The sequence below is a fragment of the Pseudomonas sp. JC1203 genome, from assembly GCF_056175065.1.
The window spans coordinates 148207-172104 of record NZ_JBWCAM010000013.1; the positions used below are offsets into that span (position 1 = coordinate 148207).

Annotated in this window: 22 protein-coding genes and 1 tRNA gene; 14 read left to right on the forward strand and 9 right to left on the reverse strand. The window is 60.5% G+C overall.

Features of this window, described 5'->3' with window-relative positions; genetic code table 11:
* The first annotated feature begins 10 nt into the window (after window positions 1-10).
* From AC0SZ7_RS19915 to AC0SZ7_RS19950, 8 genes are read left to right on the forward strand one after another with little or no spacing between them, the layout of a single operon-like run.
* Window positions 11-1999 (forward strand): lipopolysaccharide biosynthesis protein, encoded by a 1989-nt coding sequence (locus AC0SZ7_RS19915; protein ID WP_475505997.1) that lies wholly within the window; start codon window positions 11-13, stop codon window positions 1997-1999.
* Window positions 1999-3177: a glycosyltransferase gene (locus AC0SZ7_RS19920; protein ID WP_475505998.1), complete on the forward strand. Its 1179-nt coding sequence runs from the start codon at window positions 1999-2001 to the stop codon at window positions 3175-3177. The genes AC0SZ7_RS19915 and AC0SZ7_RS19920 overlap by 1 nt, the downstream gene beginning before the upstream one ends.
* Before the next feature lie 2 nt (window positions 3178-3179).
* On the forward strand, window positions 3180-4499 hold the full coding sequence (locus AC0SZ7_RS19925; protein WP_475505999.1) for a cellulase family glycosylhydrolase: 1320 nt from the start codon (window positions 3180-3182) through the stop codon (window positions 4497-4499).
* A gap of 13 nt (window positions 4500-4512) precedes the next feature.
* On the forward strand, window positions 4513-5730 hold the full coding sequence (locus AC0SZ7_RS19930; protein ID WP_475506000.1) for a glycosyltransferase family 4 protein: 1218 nt from the start codon (window positions 4513-4515) through the stop codon (window positions 5728-5730).
* Window positions 5721-6821 (forward strand): glycosyltransferase family 4 protein, encoded by a 1101-nt coding sequence (locus AC0SZ7_RS19935; protein WP_475506001.1) that lies wholly within the window; start codon window positions 5721-5723, stop codon window positions 6819-6821. The genes AC0SZ7_RS19930 and AC0SZ7_RS19935 overlap by 10 nt, the downstream gene beginning before the upstream one ends.
* Complete coding sequence (locus AC0SZ7_RS19940; RefSeq protein WP_475506002.1) at window positions 6821-8218, forward strand: O-antigen ligase family protein; 1398 nt, start codon at window positions 6821-6823, stop codon at window positions 8216-8218. Before AC0SZ7_RS19935 ends, AC0SZ7_RS19940 begins: the two co-directional genes overlap by 1 nt.
* The gene (locus AC0SZ7_RS19945) at window positions 8215-9036 is read left to right on the forward strand and encodes an acyltransferase (protein ID WP_475506003.1); all 822 of its coding nucleotides are present in this window, start codon (window positions 8215-8217) and stop codon (window positions 9034-9036) included. The genes AC0SZ7_RS19940 and AC0SZ7_RS19945 overlap by 4 nt, the downstream gene beginning before the upstream one ends.
* An 8-nt stretch (window positions 9037-9044) precedes the next feature.
* Window positions 9045-10454, forward strand: coding sequence for a lipid II flippase MurJ (locus tag AC0SZ7_RS19950; RefSeq protein ID WP_475506004.1), 1410 nt, complete (start codon window positions 9045-9047; stop codon window positions 10452-10454).
* 52 nt (window positions 10455-10506) lie between these two features.
* Here the strand turns inward: AC0SZ7_RS19950 and AC0SZ7_RS19955 are convergent, their stop codons facing one another.
* The 3 genes from AC0SZ7_RS19955 to moaB form a co-directional block, all read right to left on the reverse strand.
* Window positions 10507-11433, reverse strand: coding sequence for a glycosyltransferase family 2 protein (locus AC0SZ7_RS19955; protein ID WP_475506005.1), 927 nt, complete (start codon window positions 11431-11433; stop codon window positions 10507-10509).
* A 142-nt stretch (window positions 11434-11575) separates the two neighbouring features.
* Window positions 11576-12763 (reverse strand): molybdopterin molybdotransferase MoeA, encoded by a 1188-nt coding sequence (locus AC0SZ7_RS19960; RefSeq protein ID WP_475506058.1) that lies wholly within the window; start codon window positions 12761-12763, stop codon window positions 11576-11578.
* Between the two features lie 22 nt (window positions 12764-12785).
* Window positions 12786-13325 carry a molybdenum cofactor biosynthesis protein B gene (moaB, locus tag AC0SZ7_RS19965; protein ID WP_027978453.1) on the reverse strand — a complete coding sequence of 180 codons (540 nt, stop codon included), beginning with the start codon at window positions 13323-13325 and terminating at the stop codon, window positions 12786-12788.
* A 76-nt stretch (window positions 13326-13401) separates the two neighbouring features.
* On the opposite strand from moaB, the gene mobA reads away from it, so the two are divergent.
* The 3 genes from mobA to AC0SZ7_RS19980 all read left to right on the forward strand — a co-directional run bounded on the left by mobA (window position 13402) and on the right by AC0SZ7_RS19980 (window position 14450).
* Window positions 13402-13986 (forward strand): molybdenum cofactor guanylyltransferase MobA, encoded by a 585-nt coding sequence (mobA, locus tag AC0SZ7_RS19970; protein WP_475506006.1) that lies wholly within the window; start codon window positions 13402-13404, stop codon window positions 13984-13986.
* A gap of 87 nt (window positions 13987-14073) precedes the next feature.
* Entirely contained in the window at window positions 14074-14295 is a 222-nt protein-coding gene (locus AC0SZ7_RS19975; protein WP_475506007.1) for a YgdI/YgdR family lipoprotein, read from the forward strand.
* Window positions 14296-14373: 78 nt separating this feature from the next.
* Window positions 14374-14450 (forward strand) — tRNA-Pro (locus tag AC0SZ7_RS19980).
* Between the two features lie 789 nt (window positions 14451-15239).
* Here the strand turns inward: AC0SZ7_RS19980 and AC0SZ7_RS19985 are convergent.
* From AC0SZ7_RS19985 to AC0SZ7_RS19995, 3 genes are all read right to left on the reverse strand, one after another.
* Complete coding sequence (locus AC0SZ7_RS19985; RefSeq protein WP_475506008.1) at window positions 15240-15731, reverse strand: Mov34/MPN/PAD-1 family protein; 492 nt, start codon at window positions 15729-15731, stop codon at window positions 15240-15242.
* Window positions 15732-16134: 403 nt separating this feature from the next.
* On the reverse strand, window positions 16135-16617 hold the full coding sequence (locus tag AC0SZ7_RS19990) for a ThiF family adenylyltransferase (protein WP_475506009.1): 483 nt from the start codon (window positions 16615-16617) through the stop codon (window positions 16135-16137).
* Window positions 16614-17243, reverse strand: a complete 630-nt coding sequence (locus AC0SZ7_RS19995; RefSeq protein WP_475506010.1) for an E2/UBC family protein — start codon at window positions 17241-17243, stop codon at window positions 16614-16616. The genes AC0SZ7_RS19990 and AC0SZ7_RS19995 overlap by 4 nt, the downstream gene beginning before the upstream one ends.
* Before the next feature lie 58 nt (window positions 17244-17301).
* On the opposite strand from AC0SZ7_RS19995, the gene AC0SZ7_RS20000 reads away from it, so the two are divergent.
* Together AC0SZ7_RS20000 and AC0SZ7_RS20005 are read left to right on the forward strand one after the other, a co-directional pair.
* Complete coding sequence (locus AC0SZ7_RS20000; protein ID WP_475506011.1) at window positions 17302-17610, forward strand: hypothetical protein; 309 nt, start codon at window positions 17302-17304, stop codon at window positions 17608-17610.
* A gap of 415 nt (window positions 17611-18025) precedes the next feature.
* On the forward strand, window positions 18026-20749 hold the full coding sequence (locus AC0SZ7_RS20005) for a hypothetical protein (protein WP_475506012.1): 2724 nt from the start codon (window positions 18026-18028) through the stop codon (window positions 20747-20749).
* Window positions 20750-21112: 363 nt separating this feature from the next.
* Here AC0SZ7_RS20005 and AC0SZ7_RS20010 read toward each other — a convergent pair whose 3' ends face one another.
* From AC0SZ7_RS20010 to AC0SZ7_RS20020, 3 genes are all read right to left on the reverse strand, one after another.
* Window positions 21113-22075, reverse strand: a complete 963-nt coding sequence (locus AC0SZ7_RS20010) for a hypothetical protein (protein WP_475506013.1) — start codon at window positions 22073-22075, stop codon at window positions 21113-21115.
* Between the two features lie 12 nt (window positions 22076-22087).
* Entirely contained in the window at window positions 22088-22339 is a 252-nt protein-coding gene (locus tag AC0SZ7_RS20015) for a hypothetical protein (protein ID WP_475506014.1), read from the reverse strand.
* Between the two features lie 199 nt (window positions 22340-22538).
* Window positions 22539-22799 (reverse strand): hypothetical protein, encoded by a 261-nt coding sequence (locus AC0SZ7_RS20020; protein ID WP_475506015.1) that lies wholly within the window; start codon window positions 22797-22799, stop codon window positions 22539-22541.
* Between the two features lie 438 nt (window positions 22800-23237).
* On the opposite strand from AC0SZ7_RS20020, the gene AC0SZ7_RS20025 reads away from it, so the two are divergent.
* Complete coding sequence (locus tag AC0SZ7_RS20025; protein WP_475506016.1) at window positions 23238-23897, forward strand: hypothetical protein; 660 nt, start codon at window positions 23238-23240, stop codon at window positions 23895-23897.
* Window position 23898: the final 1 nt, after the last annotated feature.

Here is a 23898-nt window from a genome sequence, read left to right on the forward strand (position 1 = left end):
GACAACAGACATGATCAATATCCGTTCCTTCCGCGATTTGCTGCGCCTGTTTTTCATCTTCAAGCGTGAAGTGAAAATCACTGTAGCGGTCACCTTCGTGGTCATCCTGCTGGGCGCCTTCCTGCTGCCCAACCGCTATGAGTCCACTGCGCTGCTGCTGGTAAAACCAGGCCGCGACAGCACCCTGCCCATCGAGATGAGCGACCGCCAGACCGCCGTGATCCCGCTGCAGCGTGACCCGGTGGCCGACGAGGAGCGCATGCTCACCGGCCGCCCGATCACCCGCCTGGTAGCCGAGCAGTACCTGGACGACCAGTCCCGCCAGCCGCACCAGGAAGGCGTGGTCGCCAGCATCAAGTACGCCGTGAAAGGCGCCGTGCAGAGCCTGGCCGACATTGGCCGTGGGTTCCTGCAGGCCTTGGGCCTGGTAGAGAAACAGACGCCGGTCGAGCGCCTGGCCACCCAGCTTGAGAAGAACTTCACCGTGACCCACGCCACCGGTTCCTCGGTGATGGAAGTCAGCTTCACCTGGAGCGACCCGCAAGTGGCGCAGACCGTGGTGAAGAACTGGATCGAGAAGTACCAGGAAGAACGCACGCGCACCTTGGGCCGCAAAAGCCTTTATTCCTTCTATGAAGGCGAGAGCAAGGCTACCCAGCAGCGCATCCTGGACACCAAGAAACGCATCCAGACCCTGCTCGACCAACTGGGTGCAGTAAGCATCACCGAGCGCCTGAACGATGTGTCGCGCAACCTCAACGACCTCAAGGGCGAACGCCTGAACACCCTGCGCTCCATCGCCTCCACCCAGGCCGGGCTGGACGTGCTGAAGCAGCAAATGAACGGCATTCCCAAGGAAATCAGCATTGCCCGCGAGATTGCCCGCAACCCGGACCGCGAAGACCTGAGCCAGCGCATCAACACCAAGCAGATCGAGAAACAGGAACTGCTGCGCACCTTCAAGGACGATGCACCGCCGGTACGTGCGATCAACACCGCCATCAGCAACCTGCAAGCCTTGATGAACGGCGAGACCGCCACCGTGCAGCGCTCGCAGAACATGGCGCCCAACCCCATCTACACCCGCCTGCAGAACAGCTACGCCGACCAGGCTGCCAGCCTCAGCCGCCTGAAGTCGCAGGCCGCGCAGCAGGAAACACAGCTGGCGAAACTGGAAACCGACCGTACCCAGGCCGTGGGCCTGGAACCGGAGCTGTCGCAACTGCAGCTGGAACTGGACGCTGCCGAGAAGAGCTTCGCGCTGTACAGCGACAGCCTGGAAAAAGCCCGCATCGACCGTGAGCTGGACGCCAGCCAGATCAGCAACATCGCGGTCATCGAACAGGCCACCCTGAACCCCAGCCGCGTGTTCCCGAAAAGCCTGCTGATGCTGCTGTTCGCCATCCCGATCAGCCTGGCCGTGGGCCTGCTGGCGCTGTACTTCTTCTACCTGCTGGACCAGCGCATTCACGACGGCGACAAGATCGAGGAGCGTTTCGGCATCAAGGTGTGGACCAGCCTGCAGGACATCAGCGCCCAGGACGCCCAACGCGTCAGCGCCTTCACTGCCAGCATGTACCGCCTGTACGGCCTGTTGCCGCTCAAGCAGGTGGCGGGCAGCGGCCTGAGCATCGGCCTGACCTCGGCCCGCAAGGGCGAAGGCGTGAGCTTCGTCATCGAGCACCTGCGCAAGCTGCTGGAAGACCGCGGCCACAACGTGCGCGTCAACGGTGAGACCCCGGCGCAACCGGGCGAGATCGTGCTGCTGGACGCCGGCGGCTTCTTCTCCAACCAGGAAGCCTTCGTGACCCTGCGCGAAGCCGACCTGATCGCCCTGATCGTGGAAGCCGAGAAGACCACCGTGCCGGTGCTGGAGAATGCCGTGACCATCCTCAACACCGCGTTCAAGCACGTGGACGGCATCATCATCAACCGTCGTCGCTTCGAGATTCCAGCCAAGGTGCTGAACTTCATGACGCGCATCCGGAGCCATGCCTGATGCACATTGCCCTGCTGGCCCCCCTGCCACCGGAACAGAACGGCATCGCCGACTACGCCGGGCACCTCAAGCACGCCCTGGAGCAACAGGGCGTGACCGTCAGCACGCCGCTGGCGGGCCTGGGCAACGACGTGCAACGCACCCAGGAAGCGTTGCAGGCGTTCGACTGGCAAGGCATTGACCTGGTGCATGCCGAGATCGGTGGCGGCCGCCTGGCTGAATTCAACGGCTTGCGGGTGCTGCGCGAGCGCTTCCCGCGCCTGCCGCTGACCGCCACCGTGCACGACCCGGAGCGCCTGGTGTGGCGCCGTGAACACCTGCCCTGGCCGCTGTCGATGGTGGCGGGCATGCCCAACCCGCTGCCGCAGGTGGCCACGGTGCTGGCCGACCCCTTGTGCCTGCGCGAGGAGCGCCTGCTGGCGCGCAGCCTGACCCGCCTGGTGACCCTGACCCAGTCGGGCAGCCAGTGCCTGAAACAGCGCATGGGCCTCAAGCCCGAGCAGATGGTGGTGATCCCCCACGGCAACCTGGTCATCGCGCCTGCGCCGCTGCCACCGCTGGAACCCCTGCGCCTGCTGTATTTCGGTTTCATCTACCGCGGCAAGGGCATCGAGGACCTGCTGGACGCCCTGGCCCTGACCTTCAGCCAGCAACCGGCGCTGCGCGAGCGCATCCGCCTGACCCTGGCCGGCGGCAGCGAGCCGGAAATGGCCTTCGGGCCTTCGGGCAGCTACCTCGACCAGCTGCGCCAGCGCATCAGCCAGTTGCAGCTCAGCGACAACATCGAATGGGGCCTGGACCTGCCGGCTGCGGACATCCCGGCGGTGATCCAGGCGCACCACGTGATGGTGCTGCCCTACCGCGAGTCCAGCAAGCTCAAGCTGCTGGGCAACCTGCGCGGCACCAGCGGCGCGCTGTCGTGGGCGGTGGCCTGCGGCCGTGGCGCCATTACTTCCGACGCCCGTTCGTTCGCCGAGGAAGTGGCGCACGACAACGGCGTCATCTACCCCCAGGGCAACGTACCCGCCCTGGCCGCGGAATTGAGTCACCTGTGCGCTGCTCCTGAATTGGCCATTCGCTGGGCCGAGCACGCCAGCCTGATCGGCAGCCAACGTACCTGGCCACTCACGGCCGGGCGTTTCGTGCAAATGTTCGAGCAAGCCTGTGGAGGCCGCTGATCATGTGGAAGAAGCCAATCGTATGGATACCTGTGCTGCTGTGCGCCGCCGTGGCGTTCAGTACCCTGCCCTGGAGCGACAAGGCCGAGGCAGACGTCTCCCTCAAGGGTCCGCGAGCGGTCACATGGAGTGACTTCCTGGGCGTGAACGCGCAGTTCGAGTATTTCGACCCCGCGGTCTACCAGAAACAGATGGCCGCCCTGGACGCCCTCGGGCTGACCTGGGTGCGCCTGACCATCCACTGGCCGATCATCGAGCCCACCCAGGGCAATCTTTCGCTTACCGCCCTGGACGGCGCCATGACCGCCATGGCCCAGCACAAGTACAACATTCTGGCTTACCTTGTGGGCTCGGCCAGCTTCGACAGCAGCGCCCCCGCCGGCGCGGCCAGCACCGACCAGTACCCGCCCACCGACTACAGTGTGTTCGCTGACCGCATGACCATGCTTGCCAAGCGTTACCCGCAGGTAAACACCTGGCAGGTGTGGAACGAGCCGAACATCGTCTGGCTGCCCAAGGAAGACCCCAGCGCCTACGGCAACCTGCTGTTCACCACCGCCACTGCCATTCGCAAGGCCGTGCCGGACAAGCCCATCGCCACCGCCGGCATGGCCTATTACAGCCAGATGCACAGCACCGACGGCCTGATGCTGGCCGACCTGCTGACCCAGGGCCTGGCCTCGAAAGACATCATCGCCGCCTACCACCCCTACTCCGAATACCCCGAGGGCGATGACACCACCGCCAAGGACTTCATCCAGCGGGGCAATTACCTCAACAGCGCGCTGCACGCCAAGGGCGTGACCCAGGTGTGGGCCACCGAATGGGGCTGGTCCAGCTACGCGGGGCCGGTGGAAATGCAGGCGGTGATCGGCGTCGACGGCCAGGCCGACTACACCCTGCGCCGCCTGGCGCTGATGAGTGCGATGGATTACCAGCGCATCTTCCTGTTCAACCTCAACGACCTGGACGCCCGCGCTTCGGCCCGCGACCAGTACTACGGCCTGGTGGACCTGGACGGCAACCCCAAGCCCGTCTACACGGCCCTGAAGAACTTCCTCGGGATAACCGGCGCGCGCCTGGAACCGGCGGATGCACCGGCCTACACCAATGGCCCCGGCGACCTGTTCAACGTGGCCTGGACCCGTGCCGACGGCCGCCACCTGTGGCTGCTGTGGAGTGCCTCGGGCAGCTCGGTTACCCTGCCTTCAGTGACCGCCGCCACGCTGTTCGACCCGCTCAAGGGCACCAGCACCACCCTGGCCAACGACCAGGGCATCAGTGTTCCGCTCAAGACCAGCCTGCAAATGCTGGTCTGGTAACAAGGACGATTGAATGCGCATTCTCTGGACACTGCCCTATTTGCCCTGGCCTACCACCAGCGGCGGCAAGACCCGCCAATACCACCTGCTGCGCAGCCTGGCCGCCCGTGGGCACCGCATCACCCTGCTGGTGCAGTCCAAGACCGAAGTCGACCAGGCCACCCGCAACGCGCTGGAGCCGTTCCTGGAGCAGCTGATCGTGTTGCCGCGCCGCCCGCTGCGCAGCCTCAAGACTTTGCTGGCGGTGCTGGCCGCGCCCTACCCGATGCTGGCCAGCATCAACGGCCTGGCCCCGCAGCTGTCGCGCTATTTCGACCAATTGCTGGCCACGCCCTGGGACGTGGTGCAAATCGAGCACAGCTACAGCTTCCAGCCTTACGAGGCCGCCCTCAAGCGCCACCAACAGCCGTTCCTGCTGACCGAACACAACATCGAGTCGGCTCTCGGCGCGGCCAGTTACGACCGCCTGCCGGGCTGGATGAAGCCGTTCACCGCCTTCGACCAGTGGCGCTACCGGCGCTGGGAAAAGCGCGTGTTCAGCCAGGCCGCGCAGCTGGTTGCCGTGACCGAGGCCGACGCGCAGCAGATGCAGGTGCTGTTCCAGCGCCAGGCATCGGTAGTGGTCAACGGCGTCGACTGCCCGCATTACGCCACGGTGCAGCCGGACTTCAACAGCCAGCGCCTGCTGTTCATCGGCAACTACGAATACAGCCCCAACCTGGACGCGGTGGAGTGGGCGCTGGATGAAATCATGCCCAAGGTATGGGCGCTGAACCCGGATGTGCGCCTGTCGGTGTGCGGCTTTGCCCTGCCCGCCCAATGGCGCCAACGCTGGCCCGACCCAAGGGTGGAGTTCCAGGGGTTCGTGCCCGACCTGCGTGCCCTGCAGGAACAGACTGCAGTGTTTTTCGCCCCCCTGCGCCAAGGTGGCGGCTCGAAGCTGAAAGTGCTGGAAGCCATGGCCGCCGGCCTGCCGGTGGTTACCACCGGCCAGGGTGTGTCCGGCCTTGCGGTCAGCCATGGCGAGGAATACCTGGGCAGCGAAACCGCCGAAGGCCTGGCCCGGCTGCTGGCCGACGCCGTGCGTGAGCCGGCGCGCCTGCAACAGCTTTCCGATGCCGCGCGCCGCTACGTGCGCGGCCACCACGACTGGGCGGTCGCCGCCGCCCAGCTGGAACACGTTTACTCTCGCCTTTTGCAACCTATGGAAGACACCAGCGTATGCGCATAGGACTGGATTATCGCCCGGCCACCAGTTACCCCAACAGCGGCATCGGCCGCCAGACCCTGGCATTGGAACAGGCCCTGCGGGCCAACCCGGACGTGCAGTTACAGTTGTTCAGCGTAGCCCCCGAAGACCACCCCATTCGGCGCAAGGCCCACTGCCCGCGCTGGGGCACACCGCTGAGCGGGCTGCACCGCTTGCCCCAGCGGCTGAAGTTCGAGGCCGTGTTCCTGCCCGGCTCCCTGCGTGAAGCCGGCATCGAGACCTACATCGCCAACTTCAACATGGGCCTGCCGCTGGCGCGCAAGCCCGAAGGCATGAAATACATCCTGCAGCTGCACGACCTGTTCCAGCTGACCCTGACCAACGCCCACGGCTCGCAGTTGAAAGCGCGCGTGTACGGCTACACCGACAAACTGTCGATTGGCTGGTCGGTGAAGGTCGCCGACCGCATCTGGGTGCCGTCGCAGTACACCGCCGACGAGGTGACGAAACTGTTCCCCCAGGCCCGCGACAAGGTGCGCGTGCTGCCCAACCTGGTGCTGCCGTACACCGACGCACTGGCCGACATCACTGACCTGCAGCTGCCGCCACGCTACTGGCTGGCCGTGGGCACGCGTGAGCCGCGCAAGAACATCCCCTGGTTCGTCGATGCCTGGCAACAGGCCCGCCAACAGAACCCGGACGTGCCGGAGCTGGTACTGGTGGGCGCCCGCGAACACCTGCCCGTGGCCCAACAACACCTGCACGGCATGCACTTTGTCAGCGGCATCAGCGACGCCCAGTTGCACGCGCTGTACGCCGGTGCCGCGCGGTTATGGCAGCCTTCCTATGCCGAAGGCTTCGGCCTGCCGGTGATCGAGGCGCTGGCCCAGGGCACGCCGGTGGCCGTGGCCAACGGCTCGGCGCTGGATGAAATCACCCCGCCCGACAGCCCGCGGTTCTCGCCTACCGACACGAGTGCGCTGGTGGAACTGATGAAAAGCCTGGCCCAGGAGCAACCGGTCGACAGCGCCGCGCTGAAGGCCTGGGCCGACGGCTACGGCGAGCAGGCGTACAACAAACGCTTTGACCAATTGCTCGAGGAGCTGCGCTGATGCCATTGGCCTTTCCGCTCGCCCTGATCGTCAGCATTACCTTCGGCGTGCTGGCCTGGCTGCTGCCCGCGCCGAAAGTGCTGGCGGTGATGATCGGCATCGCCGCCATCCTCACCATCATCCGCAAGCCCTTGTGGGGCCTGCTGCTGTTTGCGGTGGTGGCGACGTTCCTGCCGTATACCACGGTCAACGTCGGTATTCGTACCACGGTGTCGGAGGCATTGATCATGCTGGTGTGGGCCAGTGTCATGGCCCAGCACCTGTTCGGCCAGATGCACCGGGCACCGAAAATGCTGCACACCGAGCGCATGGTGGTGGCGTTCATGCTGTTCACCGCCCTGCCCTTCGTGGTTGGCCAGATTGTCATTGATGCTGCCGGCAACGGCCCGGTGAACTGGGTGCGCTGGCTGTTCAACCTGTCGACGCTGTTCCTGGTGCCGCGCCTGCTGGACACCCGGGAAAAACGCGAGCAACTGGTCATCGGCCTGCTGCTGGGCACCCTGTTCCTGTTGCTGCTGGCGATTCCGGTGTACCTCAAGGACAGCACCCCCGCCACCCTCACCGACATCCTCGGCAAGCTGGGCTATGGCTCGGTCGAGCAACTGAGTGAAGGCCTGGCCGGCCTCAGCAGCCGTATGGCCTCGGCCTGGACCCACCCCAACATCACCGGCGGCGCCATGGCCCTGCTGGTGCCGCTGGCCGCCTGCTTCGGCCTTACCCGGCGTGGCTGGCCGCGCGCCCTGGGCATCGCGGTGACCCTGCTGGGCATGTTCGGCCTGCTGTTGACCGGTTCACGTGGCGCCCTGGTAAGCCTGGTGCTGGTGCTGATGTGGCTGGCGCGCAAACGCCTGCCCTACACCGGCCGCGCGCTGATGGTGGGGCTGGTGGGCGCGGCCCTGCTGCTGATGTTCTACCCGCCGTTGCAGGACCGCGTGCTGGACCTATTCTCCAGCAACGACGCCAGTACCTCGGTGCGTTTCGACGAATACTCGAACTTCCCCCGGGCCATGGCCATGTACCCGCTGGGCATCGGCTTCAAGGTTGACCCGCCCGTGCCCGGCACCACCCTGTGGGGTATCTCCAACCTGTACCTCAACTACATCTACAAAGTGGGCGTGATCGGCCTGGTGATGTTCCTGGTGGTGATCCGCAGTTGGTGGAAGGCCAGCGGCCCGACCACCAGGACCCTGGTGCTGACCCACGACAACGCGATCTGGCTGGGTACCCTGGTAGGCCTGCTGGCCGCCCTGGTCAGCGGCCTGTTCGACCACTATTTCAGTTTTACCATGGTGCTGGTCGCACTGTTCTGGCTGTTGTTGGGTCTCAACCTGCATGAAGCCCAGCGGCTGCGCGCCGCACCTGCCATTGCTCCCGTCCCTGTTGGAAGTCGCCTATGAGACATCGTTTGCTTCACTCCCATAATCTGCGGCAGGCACTGCCCGAGTACGCCACCAAGCTGGGTGTCAGCCTGGAAGAACTGGAAAGTGCTTATGAATGGATGCTGGCCAACGAGGTCATTTTCGAACAACCGCTGAAGGGCAACATCCTCACCTTCATCAGCTACGTAAACATTGAACCGCGTATCGAGAACCCGCTGGCACGGCGCTTCTATGCCGTGCTGGGGCGGGAAATGAAAGGCGCGCTGATTCCCCTGTACGGCAAGAACTGGGCGACCCTGCGCGACCGCATGCTGCGCACCTGGGAGCAGGCCTACAACATCCTCATCTGCAAGATCCCCAGCCATACCGTGCGCCTGGCCTGGTTGCGCCTGGGGGGCGCGAAGATCGGCAAGGGCTCCTCGGTGTGGCGCAACACCGAAGTGCTGGGCGTCGACAGCCTGCGCATCGGCGACGACAGCACCGTGGGCTGGCATTGCCAGCTCGATGCCCGTGGCGGCCTGATCATCGGCAACCACGTGACCATCGCCTCGCACGTGCTGATCATCGCCGGCGGCCACGACACCCAGGCGCCGGAGTTCTGGGCCGTGGGCGGGCCGGTGTACATCGATGACTACGCCTGGATCGCCAGCCGCGCGCTGCTGTCGTTCGGCGCCCACGTTGGCGAGGGCGCCATCGTTGGCGGCAACTGCGTGGTCAGCAAGCCCGTGGCGCCCTACACCATCGTTGGCGGGCCGAACGCCGAGGTGAAGGGCGAGCGCTGCCGCAACCTCAATTACAAGGTGGGCGGCAAAGGCCTGTTCACCCTGTTCCACTGAGATAACCCATGTTCGGATCGACGCTGTGGCTGACCCTGGCGACGCTGACTGGCCTGGCCGCAGGCTTTGCCCGCGAATGGCTGCTGGTGGCTTCCTGGGGCGCGGGCGGGCAGAGTGACGCCTTCCTGGTTTCGCTGTTCCTGCCCGAAGCCTTGCGCATGGCGCTGGCCGCCGGCCTGTTGAGCGCTGCCGCGCTGCCGCTGTTCCAGCAGCGCGACAGTGACGGCCAGCGCGCCTGGCTGGGCGCGCTGGTGCCACGCATGCTGCTGCTGGGCCTGCTGCTGGCCGTAGTGCTGAGCCTGGCCGCACCGCTGTTGGTACGGGCCATTGGCCCGGGGCTGGACAGCGAAGGCTATGTGCGCGCCGCCGGCTCCCTGCACTGGCTGGCCTGGTGCGCGCCGGGCTTCCTGCTGCATGCGCTGTTCTGCGTGCCGCTGCAGGCGCGTTCACGCTTCGTGCTGGCGGGCCTGGGCTCGCTGCTGTTCAACCTGCCGCCGGTGCTGTACCTGGCTATCCTGCGTCACGACGCCACCACCACCGGCATGGCCTGCGCCTGCGTGCTGGGCAGTTGGCTGATGCCGGCGGTGCTGGCGCCCTCGCTGCTGCGCAATGGCTGGCGGCCGTGGCAGCGTGAACAGGCACCGGGGGCGGTAAAGGAACTGCTGCAACGCGTCGGTCCGCTGCTGAGCAGCAACCTCGCCAGCCAAGGCCTGGCCCTGCTGGAACGCATGGTGGCGTCGCTGCTGGGCGAGGGCTCGGTGACCTGGATCAACTTGGCACGCAAGCTGATCAACCTGCCGCTGATTGCCCTGATGAGCCTCAACCAGGTGCTGCTGGGCTTGATGAGCGGCAGCGCCGGCGAGCAACGCCTGACACTGCTGCGCAAGGGCTTGAGCAGCGCCACCCTGCTGACCGTGCCGGCCGTCACCGGCCTGATCGGTGCCTCGGCGGCGCTGGTGGCGCTGCTGCTACCCAACCAGTCTGCGGGCAGCCCGCTGCCCGAACTGCTGGCCTGGTTCTGCGCGCCGCTGATGTTCGGCGCCTGGAACGCCCTGCTGGCACGGTATGCCTACGCGGCAGGCGATACACGCATGCCGCTGAACTGCGAACTGATCGGCAGCCTGCTCAACGCGGTGCTACTGGGCGTGCTGCCGTGGGCCTTCGGCCTGATCGGCATTGCCATGGCGGCGCTGTGCGGCGTGCTGTTGACTGGCGTGCTGCTGATGCGCCGCCAGGCCCTGCTGGGGCAATTGCCGTGGCGTAGCCACTGGTTGCTGGGCGCAGTGGCGATGTTGCTGGCAGCGCTGCTGGTGCATCCGCTGCCAGGCATGTGGGTGCAACTGGGCGTGAGCTGCGTGTGCGGGCTGATGCTGCTGGTGGGGCTGGGGATGTGGCTGCGGCCCTGGGCGCGCGCCTGAAGCACCCACGGCGCGCCCTGTAGCACCGGCCGCAGGCCGGGGGGCGCCGTGCTCAGGCGTAAGGGCTGTCCCAATACCGCTTGTGCATGCCCAGGCGTTTCTTCCATTTCACCGGCAAGCGTTCCTCCTGCTGGCTGAACTTGTACGCCAGCAGCTTCAGCCCATTGCGCAGGAACGAGCCTGGCCACAGCCAGAACCGGCGCAACCCCAGGTACTTGAGCTCTGACTTCACATAGCGCAAGCCCTCGCCCCCTGCCCCGCCGAACTGCTCGCGAATCCATGGCTCGCGGGCCTGGAACACGCCAATGTCGAAGTAGCGGCGGAACTCCTCGGCCAGGGTGTAGTTGTGCGAATGACGGCAGCAGGCGTCGCCCGCGTAGGCGGTTTTCCAGCCAGCGACCAGCATGCGCGCGGCCACGTACATGTCCTCGGAAAGAATGACGTGCAACGGAAAACCGCCCACCTGCATGAGTGCCTTGCGGCGGTAGGCGGCAAACGAGTTGGACATGAAGCAGGTCTTGATGCCCAGGCGGTCGACGTCAGCCATGCTCTTGAGCTGCGAGGTGGCCGGGTAATTGAACTGCCGCGCATGCGCCGACAACAGGTTGGCGTCCTTGTGCGCCAGCTGCCGCCCGCACACCGCGCCCACGCTGTCGTCGGCGAACGGCGCGACGATACGCGCCAGCGCCTGGGGGTCTTCCAGGTAGGCGTCCTGGGTCATGAACACGTACACGTCGTAGTCGGGAAACTGCTCGACCATGCGCTGGCGGGTGCCACCGTGGTTGAACTCGCGGCTGGGGATCAACAGGAAATGGTCGGCGCATTCGCGCCCAAGTTCGGTGGTGCCGTCGCTGGAGGAGGAATCGACGATCAGGGTATCGAAATCAATCGTCTGGCTACCCAGCGAATCCAACAGACGTTGCAGATCCCTTTGACCATTGTAGGTTGGGACCACGCACGCTACTTTCAAAGTCGTCATGGCCATATCCCCACGTGATTGCCAAGTCCATTTGTAGCGGCCATTGGCGGTGCAGGGCTAGGCCTGCCGACAACGACACCCGATGTGCGGTACAGCGTGTTGAAGATTAGCGCACACGGGGCCGAGGCCGGTAACAATTAATTCAGGCCAGCACTTCGCTCAGGGGAATGAAGCGCACCATGTCGCCTTCGACCAGGGTGCGGCCTTCCAGCACTTCCACCAGGCCCTCGGCCCACGCAGCGCTGCGCAGCACCCCGGAGCTCTGGTTCGGGTAGATGACCGCGCGGCCGTTCTCCAGGCGCCCGCGCAGGTACTCGCGGCGGTTGCCGGGCTTGGCCCAGGTAAAGCCCACGGGCACGTCGAAGGCCAGCGGCGCGACGTCGGCCACGCCCATGCGCCGCAACAGGTACGGCCGCGCCAGCAGCGCGAAGGTCACCAGGGTGGAGGCCGGGTTGCCCGGCAGGCCAATCACCGGCACGCCACGGAAATGCCCGAAGGTCAGCGGCTTGCCGGGCTTGATCGCCAGTTTCCACAGCGCCAGCTCGCCCTCTTCGCGCAGGGCCACGCCGAGGAAATCCGCCTCGCCTACCGACACACCGCCGGTGGACAGGATGAGTTCAGCCTGGCCCAGCTCGGCCAGGCGCGCGCGGGTGCGGGCCAGGTCATCGGGCAGGATGCCGGCGTCGATCACCTCGCAACCCAGCCGCTGCAGCCAGCTCACCAGCAGCCGGCGGTTGCTGTTGTAGATCTGCCCGGGCGCCAGCGGCTGGCCCGGGTCTACCAACTCGTCACCGGTGGACAGCACGGCCACGCGAACGCGCCGTACCACGTCCAGCTGGGCATGGCCCAGGGACGCGGCCAGGCCCAGTTCGATCGGGCCCAGGCGCGTGCCGGCCGGCAGCACCTGTTCGCCCACGCGGGTTTCCTGGCCTTGGGGGCGAATGTTCTGGTTCAAGCTGAGCGCTTCGGTGAAGCGCACGCGGCCGTCGTCCAGCACGTCGGCGTTCTCCTGCATTTCCACGCAGTCGGCGCCCGCCGGTACCGGCGCGCCGGTGAAAATGCGCGCGCAGGTGCCCGCGGCCAGCGGCGTCGGCATCTGCCCGGCCTGAATGCGCTGGCTCACCGGCAACGGCTCGCCGTTCCAGTCGGCCAGGCGCAGGGCGTAACCGTCCATGGCGCTGTTGGCCCAGGGGGGCAGGTCCAGGGTCGAGATCAGGTCGGTGGCCAGCACCCGGCCATCGGCGTCGGCCAGGGCCACGCGCTCGGTTTCGCGCAGCGGCGCCTGGTCAGCCATGCCCAGCAGGCGCTCCAGCGCCTGCTCCAGCGGCATCAGCGGCTTCGCCGCGCCCAACTCAGCCACGGGACTGGCAGGGCTCGGCCTGCTTGAGGTGAGGGACGAAGTTGCACGGGCGGTGGCGCACGTCCAACTGCTCGGCGAGGATGCCGTCCCAGCCGGTGCGCACAGCGTTGGTGGAGCCCGGCAGGCAGCACACCAGGGTGCCGTTGGCCAAGCCTGCCAGGGCGCGCGACTGCACGGTGGAGGTGCCGATGTCCGGCACGCTGATCTGGCGGAACAGTTCGCCAAAACCGTCCACCTGTTTGTCCAGCAGGCAGGCCACCGCTTCAGGGGTGCTGTCGCGGCCGGTGAAGCCGGTGCCGCCGGTAATCAGCACTACCTGCACCACGTCTTCGGCGATCCAGTGGGCGACTTTCGCGCGAATCTTGTACAGGTCGTCCTTGAGCAGCACGCGCTCGGCCAGCAGGTGGCCGGCGGCGGTCAGGCGGTCGACGAACATTTGCCCGGAGGTGTCGGTTTCCAGGGTACGGGTGTCACTGACAGTCAGCACCGCAATATTGAGCGGCACAAAAGGTACATCAGCCTTGGCTTTCATCAGGGCTCGTCCGGTTGTGTGTAGGAATAGGCAGTGTTATATCACAGCAGCCCTCATCTGAAGACCGAGACCTGCGATGCCCGACACTGCCCTGCCCGCCTGTTCCGTCCTGTTGCTGGCCGGTGGCCGCGGCCAGCGCATGGGCGGCCGCGACAAGGGCCTGCTGCCCTGGCGCGGCCAGCCGCTGATCGCCCACCTGCACGCCCGGGTACGCGGCCTGGGCGACGACCTGATCATTTCCTGCAACCGCAACCAGGCCATTTACGCCGCCTACGCCGACCGCCTGGTGGGCGACGACAGCGTCGACTTCCCCGGCCCCCTGGCAGGTATTCGCGCAGGCCTTGCCGCCGCACGGCACAGCCACCTGCTGGTGCTGCCCTGCGATGTGCCGGGCATCGACAGCACCTTGCTGCACGCCATGCTGCAACAGGCGTTCGCACACCCGCTGCAACCATTGATGGTGCGCCAGGGCGAGCACTGGGAGCCGCTGCTGTGCGTGATCCCGGTGGCCCACACGGCGGCGTTCGAGCAAGCCTGGCAGGCCGGCGAGCGCAGCCCGCGCCAGGTCATGCTGGCGTTGCACGCCCAGGCGTTGCAATGCCCGGCCGCCGACCCACGGCTGGCCAACCTCAATACCCCGCAGTTGCTGGGCGACGCCTGACGGCGTCAAAAAAATGGAACTCGCCTCGGGTACAACCGTCTCAAACCTTGTACATGGAACAATCGTCCCCCTTTGGAGAAACAGACAATGACTAAACGGACCCTTCCCGCTCTGCTCCTGGCAATGGGCCTGGCCACCCTGGCGGGTTGCTCCTCGCCCACGGTCATCACCCTCAACGACGGGCGCGAGATCCAGGCGGTGGACACGCCAAAATACGACGAAGACTCGGGCTTCTACGAAATCAAGCAACTGGACGGCAAGGAAACCCGCATCAACAAGGACCAGGTGCGCACCGTCAAAGAGCTGTGACGGCCTGACCCCAAGGGCACGCCCGGCCGGCGTGCCCCAGCTTGCCGAGCGCAGGTTTTGGAATAGAATCAGCTATATCGGGGTGTAGCGCAGCCAGGTAGCGCGTCTCGTTCGGGACGAGAAGGCCGCAGGTTCGAATCCTGTCTCCCCGACCAGTCTTGTGAAGAAGCCCGCCTTGTGCGGGCTTTTTTGTTTCACCATCGAACGCGGGCTAGCGACACCGCGATGTCAGGCAATGGCACGTTGCAATAGATGTAGGAGCCGGCCTTGGCCGCGATGCGCCGCGCAGGCGGCGCTCGATCTCAAGCCCCCCCAGACATGCACCGCTGCGCCCCACCGCGAACTGTAGCCGCTGCCGAAGGATGCGCTGGGCCTATGTCCGTTGGAGATCGTCCGACATCACACTGGCCAGCGCAGCCTGACGGCAGCAGGTACGGGATTGCTATGGATCTCACATTTCCCTCACCAGCAATTTCGCGAGTTCTTGTAGGAAACGTCTCCTCACTCCTCCGGGCTATTGCATCAGCCCCTATTGTCTCCGCGTCCCGTCTGCTGCGGGATGAGGTTTGACAGTCTCCGAGAGCATCATCGCGGGTGCGGTGGCGATATCGCCTCGGAAATCTGCTACTGGTGACTACCTACTAACAACAGTGATCGAAACCAACCATTGCCTACTAGCGCATTGTTGAAGGCGCGTAAATCTTGGGACGCGGATGCTGGATTGCCACTCAGGGATCTTACGTCTGCTCGCCTGAGGACTGCATTCCTCCTGCGCAGCCGTCATGGCCAAATGGGTCCGTCAGAGATGAAATTGATATCTCATCAGGTTGGTCACGACACCACTAAGATGCCTGGCTATTACACCGTTAGGTTCGACGCAAAAGGATTCATTTCATCCGTACAGACTAACGACGTCGTACCAGAGCCATTGACCGAGCACACCGTCACCTCAACTCGTTGCCCTGTGCATGCCGGAGCAGAACACGCTGGCCAGTATCGTGCATATATTCGAGGTGAAGATCCTTGCAACCCACAATGAGTGACAGCAATGGCCTACCGTCTCGCCGGTTGGTGGCCAGCAGCTGCCATTCATGAAGATCTATCGATGATGGAGTCGGGGTGTTTTGCGGGTGGGTGTGCCACTCACCAACGTACCGGATCAAACCGCCGCTGTCCTTCCAGCGTTCTTTGGCTATACGTTGATGCCAAAAAGGTTGCCTTTCAAACAGGTAGCGATAGCGCCGATCCCAAACGCTGGGCTCGGTAGCCTCAATGAGCTCAAGATGCTCACCTCGCACATGCCCTAGGAAAATTCCGCCTGCCTCATTCGAGTTTGCACCGTCCTGGATGTACCGATTGAACACTTCAAGCGGCTGTCGGGCCAAGTGGACCAGATGTCCCGAATCGGGCGCCGACCAGTTGCTCACAAACCGCATGCAGGACATCCCTTGTGGGCCAGCACCGTACAATCGCGCGTTTCTAGTTCGTGAGCCTGATCGATTAGGCGAGTGGAGAGCGATGGCCAAGGTTTACTTGATACCCAGGCAAGCGCTGTGTCAAAGGCCAAAGCAGCGGCCTGTATGGAGGCAGATGCGGGAAACGGCACATACAGCCCCTCGCAACCTTGACCCGCAAATATAGGCACTACACCACCGGCAATTGGGAGAAGCGCACCTTCTCGATTCGAATCGGTAAGACATTTGTAGCAGCCTTCCTTCTTGCTCGTTTTAAGCAACGCACGAATCGCAACACCAGGCCCCTCAATCCAAGTATGCAGTGTGGGACAAGAAACGGCCCCGGCCAACCAGTGCCCGAATGCCTCTTCCCCAGTGGCGTCGATCAGAAGGTCGAACCCATCAACTTGATTTCACGAGCATCAAAATTGATCGCGCGCACTGCACATGAAGGCATCACCGCCTTGAGCTCTTGGGCTAGCGCGTCAGCTTTTTGCTTGAAAAGGTAGTTAAACCCAAGGCGATGACGCCCAAGATTTTGAGGCTTCAGCCGATCGCTATCAACGAGAACCACCTCGCCACCAGCTATGCCAGCCCCGGCCTTGACCAGCATCTCGGCCAAAAATCCGCCGATAGTTCCGCAGCCGATCAATCCGATTCGCTGACCAGCCAAAGTCGTCTGCCCAGGGAGATTGCGCTCGCTGACGTATCGGTCATCCACTCTTATCATGTGGAGAAGTTCGACTGGACACTCAAACATGGGAAGCCGCGGGTACGCCGAAGGCGAATTCGCAGGGCAATCCTTCTGAAGGTCATAAGCCAGAAAACCATAGCTAAAGCCGGTCGGCAGTGATTCGATCACAATCACTGCAGCATCCATCCTTGCCGGTAGGCATGCGTGACCTTGTCGCGCACCTTGCGTTTGCAAGCGTCATCAAGCACACGCTGCCATTCGAGGATCTCACCGACTGTGCACGGAGGCCAAGACGTTTGAAGCGGTCTAGGTGCCGCAGTGGTGGTAATCAGGTGCACACGCGTGCTAAACCGATCGGCCTTTCGCTCATCGCGTGAAAACTTGAGTTGGCTTCTCTCGACATTGTCGGTCAGCACATACTGTTTATTGTCTGAGAGCCGAAGCATCTCCAACGGCCCGGATGAGCGGCGAACGACATCATGAAAGCACCAGGTGCCCTGCCAATAAACAAAAAACTCCTCCTGCAGATCCTCTACCATGTTCCCGGCCAACACTTGATCGAGCACATGTGCAGCTTGCAGCAAGCAGGTACGTGTTTGCTGGACAGGGTCGTAGATGTCCATCACCTCGGTACCTTGGGCGATGTAACAAAGGTAGCCCTCTGGCCCCAGATGTGGCACCACCGCTGGAAGGTGATCGGGAATTTCATCCAGCCAAACTTGCGGGGGCCGCTCGAACGATCGATCAAGCCATACCTCGCATCCTACATGGGTCTGAGCCGTAGTCAGCGCCCCGCTCATTTTTAGCCACCCTGGCTGATCCTGGAGTTCACTCTTGGTAACCCCCCCAGGCGGCCATGTGAATAAGCACTTCAGCCATAGTGCTCATGAATTCAACCTGCCTTTGTACGTTTTACTAGTCCCCAATATTTTCCTTGGCAGCGATGTAAACCAGCCATCAGCTCCCAGCAAAATCGCTAAAAACTTCATTGAACCGATGATTTTCAATGAGTTAAATAATCCTGAAAGTAGTGAAATAGGCCTAAAGGAGACACCTTTGTCAACCAAGCCTGGGAAGGGCCCGTTTGCCCCTCAAGATGTAAACCAAACCGTCTTTTTGGAGGCAGCGGGAGTCAAATCTGGGATCCTACCTGCCGCAAAAATGTAAACCAAACGGGCTAAGTCCGTGATGTATAGCGTCTTTTTCGCCCTGTCTGGATGGATTAAATATGGCAGCGGAGCGCTTCCTTGAGGTGAAGCCTCGCGCCTCCAAGCAGACGAACGGTCTTCTGCAGCCATGCAACGCCCCATAGCCCATCATTCACATGACTGTCGAAACTAGGTCGCCTCGCCTCCTGTCGAATCCCGCCATTCTGAAAGATTGAATCAGGACTGCAAACCCGCTGTTTTCAACCGCACAAAGCGCAGCATCCCGGCGCGCTGCAGCCATACGGTTCAGCGCTCGCATCGGTATGATGTCAGCGCCGTTGTCTAAAACGATCTGCTGCATGGTGTTCAGCCGCACCTGCCGCCGACTTACGAATGCCGACACAGCCTCTCCAATCAAGTCTTCAGGATTTCCCATGAGTTCGCACGAGCTGGTCAAGGATCTGGAAAAGAAACTAGGGACATACGAGCACGCTCATCAACACAAGCCTGATTCGATCCTCGATGTTCACTCGCCCCTAGCCGAGCTAATCTTAAAAGCAGAGATCTATCCTCCTCTGCTTACAAGAGAGGTAGTCAGGCAATTACTGGAAGATCAGGAGCCCTGGCCAGTTGGAGAAAGTGGGGCATACTGCCTGGCCTACCCAGCCAACCTTGGCGAGCTGGAAACATCTCGGGCTGTCAGTTTTCCCAGCGGTACACTCTCGATGCTCAGGCCGGTAGAACTGAACGCGGATATGCCAAGCAAGCTGCGCCACCAACTAGGTGCCCTACAGTTCTTATATGGCATCCGCACCCAAGCAGACGGGCTACTTCGGCCTCAGTTGACATTGACACTGGACGACGTCGACGAGCAAGCCCAAAGCGAGCTGGCACCGTATCTTGAGCGCAAGGGCATTCACTTCCAAGTATCCATCGGAGCTGAAGACATTTTCGGGGTAGGTACCTACCTGTGGGAGCGACTCCGCTTAACGAAACCGACAGTCCAGGCGGCGTTCTCCGAGTACGTTGTGAGGATGAAGCTCGCGTCCCATCGCAGTTATATTTTCGACATTGACCTGACTGAGGATCAGGAAGAACGATCATTCGTTCAGGCCGCCTTCGACTTCCTAGAGTCGAATCAGGGCCTGCGGGAGGACTGGCGAGCGTGCGCGGAGGACGTTGCGTTGGCGGCAAACGGATTGAATTCCGTTATTCATATACAGGCGGCATCGAACATCAAGGGAGGTATGCCCGCCGCCCCCCGAAGCTACGCCTACGAACTCGATCTGGGTCAGTTGAACGGTGTGGTCAACTCGCTGATGAGCCGCCCACATGACACGTTCCTCCAGGCCAGCGAATGGTGGAGAATTACGTCTAATTATGGTTACGACTGGCGGCGGGACATCTGTGAACATGTGGTGTGGCTCATCATTCGACGGGAAAGGAATGTCTATTCTCGCGCGCACAGTTTTCCACTGACGAAAAGGCTGATTGAGCTTTCCAGCAGTGCTCCGCGCTTGATCGGCATCCTCCGGCAAAACACCTCCTATCCGCCATTGATTTGTTTTTTGCTCTCTAATCATTTGACGAGCCACGTAGGACTCATCGACCTCTATCGCCAACTACAGGGACATAGGCCGCCGATTTCCCAGAAAACGAATTACGAAAAGCTCTGGAATGACCTCATCTGGATGCAGGCGCTGGAGATTTTTTCGAACTCGTTTCCACCGCACATGGATGGGCGAGATCTACGGCAGGTCATCCACAACCTATGTGAGATGGTGGAATGGTTTGTGGGGCACGAGCTCGGATACAACTCCAAGGGTAAGTCACTCAACGACACGCGCCTTCCCAGCCTCCGGAAGGCGATAGGGTCCATCAGCGTTGATCCTCAAGGTTATTCGAGAGTGGGATGGTTCTCAGAGAATATTGATGGCTTTGTGGAGGTGATCGAGGCCAGGCTAACCCATTTCAAAAGTGACCTTGGGAGTATGCCTTTGGGAGCATGGCTCTTCTTGTTCTGGTGCATGGACGACATCGCTTCGACGCATAAAGGAGATGATCAATCCAGACGGTTATCGGCCATCTCAGGGACGCTAATCAGCAGCCATCTGCAAATGCTTGCGGATCGCGCGCACAATGATACTCACCACGGGGATGACCTTATCGTCTTCGATGAATTGGAATGGAGCTTGGTACATGCAAACGCCCCGTTATTAGCGAAGACGAAATTGGTTCACGCGCTGGATGAAATAGGACTCAGCACTATCGACCCGAACTCGAAGAATCGGGCGAGTCAGGTTTCGGCGGTACGCATACACTTGCGGCTGCTGCTGGTGCTTCATGACAGAGAATCTGGACAGGTTCAGAAGGCAGTACTCGTCGACCATCTGTTGGATGTGACTGATCGATTTGGTTTCAGCCAGGCCGGTTTGGCAGGCGCTTTTGACAGCTACGTCGATGAGTCGGAGTACAGCCCTATTCGGCTTTGGCCAACAATCTGTAATGTCGCTAACTCCTTCAGCGAAATTCAATTTGACCGCCTCCTCAAAATCTTGGGACGGCCAGAGACACCGTTCACGTGCCTGTTCCAATTGCTGGAACGAACGCTCGCGTCTCATCGTAAAGACAAGGTAAGACTAGAGATTTCGGCACGAAACGTTACTGGTGAAGATCCGAACTGGATGCCTGAGGTCTTCAACATGATCCACCTCGCGATTAATAACGGGGCGCCGGAGGTTGCGCATTACTACCTAGACTTCGCAGGGCTAAGTGTTGGGTCAGCCGATGGATGGATCCGAGACGGCAATGGAAATCCAATCATGCTGGTCGAAGCATTCCGCTTAGGCAAGTTTAATAAAGGGACGGTTACGGAACACCTCAATAAACTCGCGAATTATAATTCGGCAGGCATTAGCCCTATCATGGTGATCGCCTACGTGGCGCATCCAGAGTTTTCTGATCAGTGTGACCAGTACGCGTCGTTCGTCCGCAGCATCAGTGCTTACAACGGGTTCGATAACACACCAGGCAAGCCGCTCAGAAGAATGCTTAACATCGAGTATCGTTCTGCGACGGTTAGGTATTACGAGGAAACCCGGGTGATGAACGACAACGATGTGACGATTTATCACCAGTTGTTGGACATGAGACCTTAACCCTTGGTCTAGGCCCCCAAGGCCGGTATTTAACCACGAGCAAGTCCTGATGCCCTGATAGACGATACGCATTGGTGACCGCCAATGACCGACCGCCGCAGCGTCTGAGTTCCCCGTCGCTGCGGCTAACACCTCTGTCCACTGCTCTCTCGCTCTTCTTGCGTCTTGAGAAAGGTGGTTACATGGAACAGGGGTTAGCCTTAGCCAGGCACGACACCGGTGGTGTCGAATCATTCGGTTGCTTGAGCTGGACTGGACGTTTGTCATCACTAGGCACAGAAAATCAGCCTGCATTTTGGCTCGCGTCTCTGAACCTGCACCGTGAGCCTTGGGTAACCCCCAAGGCCCAAAAGATAAGCAAATCTAAACCTCCTCACGATTTTGCATGAGAATTTTGCGTTCCCCCATTTGCCTAATCATCTCGTTAAACTTTTTTCGGGCTTGAATCGCTTCTACGGTAGCCTGCATCTCCAAATCTACAAGATTGGCAACCGGATCAATAATATACGTCTGCGCTTCTCTGTATCTCAAGATTGCCGGCAGAATCAGATAGGCCGGATAGAAGCGAAGCGTGCCATTCCCAGCTTTCTGTATCATACCCACCCATCGAGTCTGCTCAGCGTTAGGCTCTACATTTGTAACAACTCCACCGCTCACCCCATTCATTTCATCATGAGTGTATTCACGCTCAAACCTGAGGTAGGGGTTTCCGTTCTCCATTGTGCAGAAACCAGGATAGGTAAAACGATGAAGATTAGTGGCGAAGTCATGCTCGCCATTTTCAGCAGGTATCACCTGATTTTCCTCGATGGGATACCCTGCCGCCAGGAGTATCAAACCTTCCTGAAACTCATCTCGTCTCAGGTAATCAAAACTACCTGGAGTATCAAAATCCAAGAAGTTCTCGGGGTATCCCCCTGGTATTGGATGCCCCAATTCTACAAGCACAATATCCTCATCATCAATCCAAGGAATATCGCTCTCGATCAAAGACCCAATTTCCCAACCTCGAATTGGATACAGGAGTTTGCTCAGGTCATCCCACTGACTTTTCGCTAACGCATTTGTAAAAAATGGAGACTCATTTTGAGGCTCCGAGTAATGAGCCTTTATAACATGCTGCGCAGTCAGAAGAAAAAATTTCTCCTCATATTTTATCAACAGCCCAGTACCGCCAAAATTATAAAGCACGTCCGCAAAGAAAAAACCCCGTTGATCAAGTTCCTCATTGCAGTGCGTAAATATAAGCCGCCTAGACGCCTGGATTAGATTGCCTTGTACAGCCCGGGATATAAAGCCATCAAGTTCCGGCCATGTTATTGACATCTCTCTACTCTCTCAATCTAAGCTAGCAACATAAATCTGAATTGCAGTGACACACTGACTCATCTCAGCGCGGACATAATACCCTTTGTAACGCCCAATCAATCGTTGTTCCAAACCAGTCATCAAACTGTAGAAATCGGCAGACGAATCGTCACCTTTAGATATGCTCATTTCAAATGTAAAAACCTTGCTCTTTGCCGCCTCCCTATTTATCGCATCACTGACATCCTCAAAAGCTCTGTCTATCACCAATTGACTCAGCACAACCATGCTCCTTTATCCATTAGGTAACTTGCCCTCACTCGAAGCAAGCACATCCCCCTGCGGATGCAGGTTGAATATAATCTGGAGTGGCACACCGCCACCACCAACTTTTAGGGGCCCCTCGATGCTGGCAACCGAAGATCCTTTCGAACTCACCTCGCGGTACTAGAACCAACGAGGGCAATGGGCGGTGAGTAGGCTAGAGACGCAGACCTTCTGGCCAAACCGTCGTCAAATAGTCAATTCCGAAAGTCTTGATTTTCTTCTGCAGCCGGCAGTGGTCGACGGCCAGCACCGCAGTCATCCTGCCATCGCGATTCGAGCGGATGGCTTTCCCACCCTCACAGCTCTCCCCTTGGGCAACGGTCGAGACCTGCTGCATATCACCCCCAAAGAAATCATGATGCGACCGCCGGATGGGGATCGCCTCCATATGACGACCTTCATATGCACCTTCCATGGCTACTGCATGCGGAGGTGTGGCAGGCTGAGCAGGCAAATATGGGCTCTTTCTTCTAGACAAAAAAACCTCATCCCAAGGGCTCATCGGGAAGTCTACACATCAATACTTACCTAATGCTTACATTACACACCCGCCGATAGAAGGAGGGCCGCCGAAACCCTTAGCGGTGGATAACCCAGCGTTCACGGCACCCACAGCTTCCGCCGCCGATGAGAACTAAGCAATAAACACCCAAACACTTATTCCTACTCGACAAGAAAAACTCAAAATCTAGATTAAGTAAATATTGCCTAAAATTCAATATAAAACCGCATACCGGAAAAATCAATAAACCATTAAATAGCGGAATTTAAAAAGATTACTCACCCAACCTTGACACCGCCTCAACTATCAACTTCATTTACCGAACCCCCACATCACCCGATGGATTTCAGAATGATCTACTCCCGTGCCCTACAGATTGAATTCGAGCACGCTCAGAATGAAGACGGCGAAGGGGCGTATACAGTTTTCAATGTCATTCAGCCATTGCTCATCAACTATAAACATGCAAACGAAACCATGCTCCAAAGCTTTGCAATCCTTTGGACTGGCGCTCCGGACACACGACTGATTGCAATGGTTGAAGAAGCCCTGATCACCGGACTCCTATCGCCCGTAAAGCTGCTGCACGCATCAAAAGGGAGCCTGTGTGTCGTCTACAACAAAAGGCTTCAGGGCAAAGACTACCGTCGCTTCCAGGATGCCTGGACTGATATCGCCCTGGGGGTCTGGTATGACGAATGGACGGCAGAGTTCGTGAATGAAAATGATGTGAACTCCAGTTGGGATGGCGGAAGACTGTTCAGCGCTTTCGCGCCTGTGATTCTCGACAACCATGGTTCGGGAATAAAACCGTTCACAGGGGAGGTGTTTCTCCATCACGACGACTGGACACCAGACAAAATCACCTACTCCAACGGCAGGGACAAGTTAACGGACGAGCAACTAAAGCTACTTGACTCAGATCCGTTTGCTGGATTTGAAGATCACATCCCTCCCCCCAGATTCGCCTCTGAAAAACTGAAAGCCTGCAAACCATCACTTTCTAAATAGA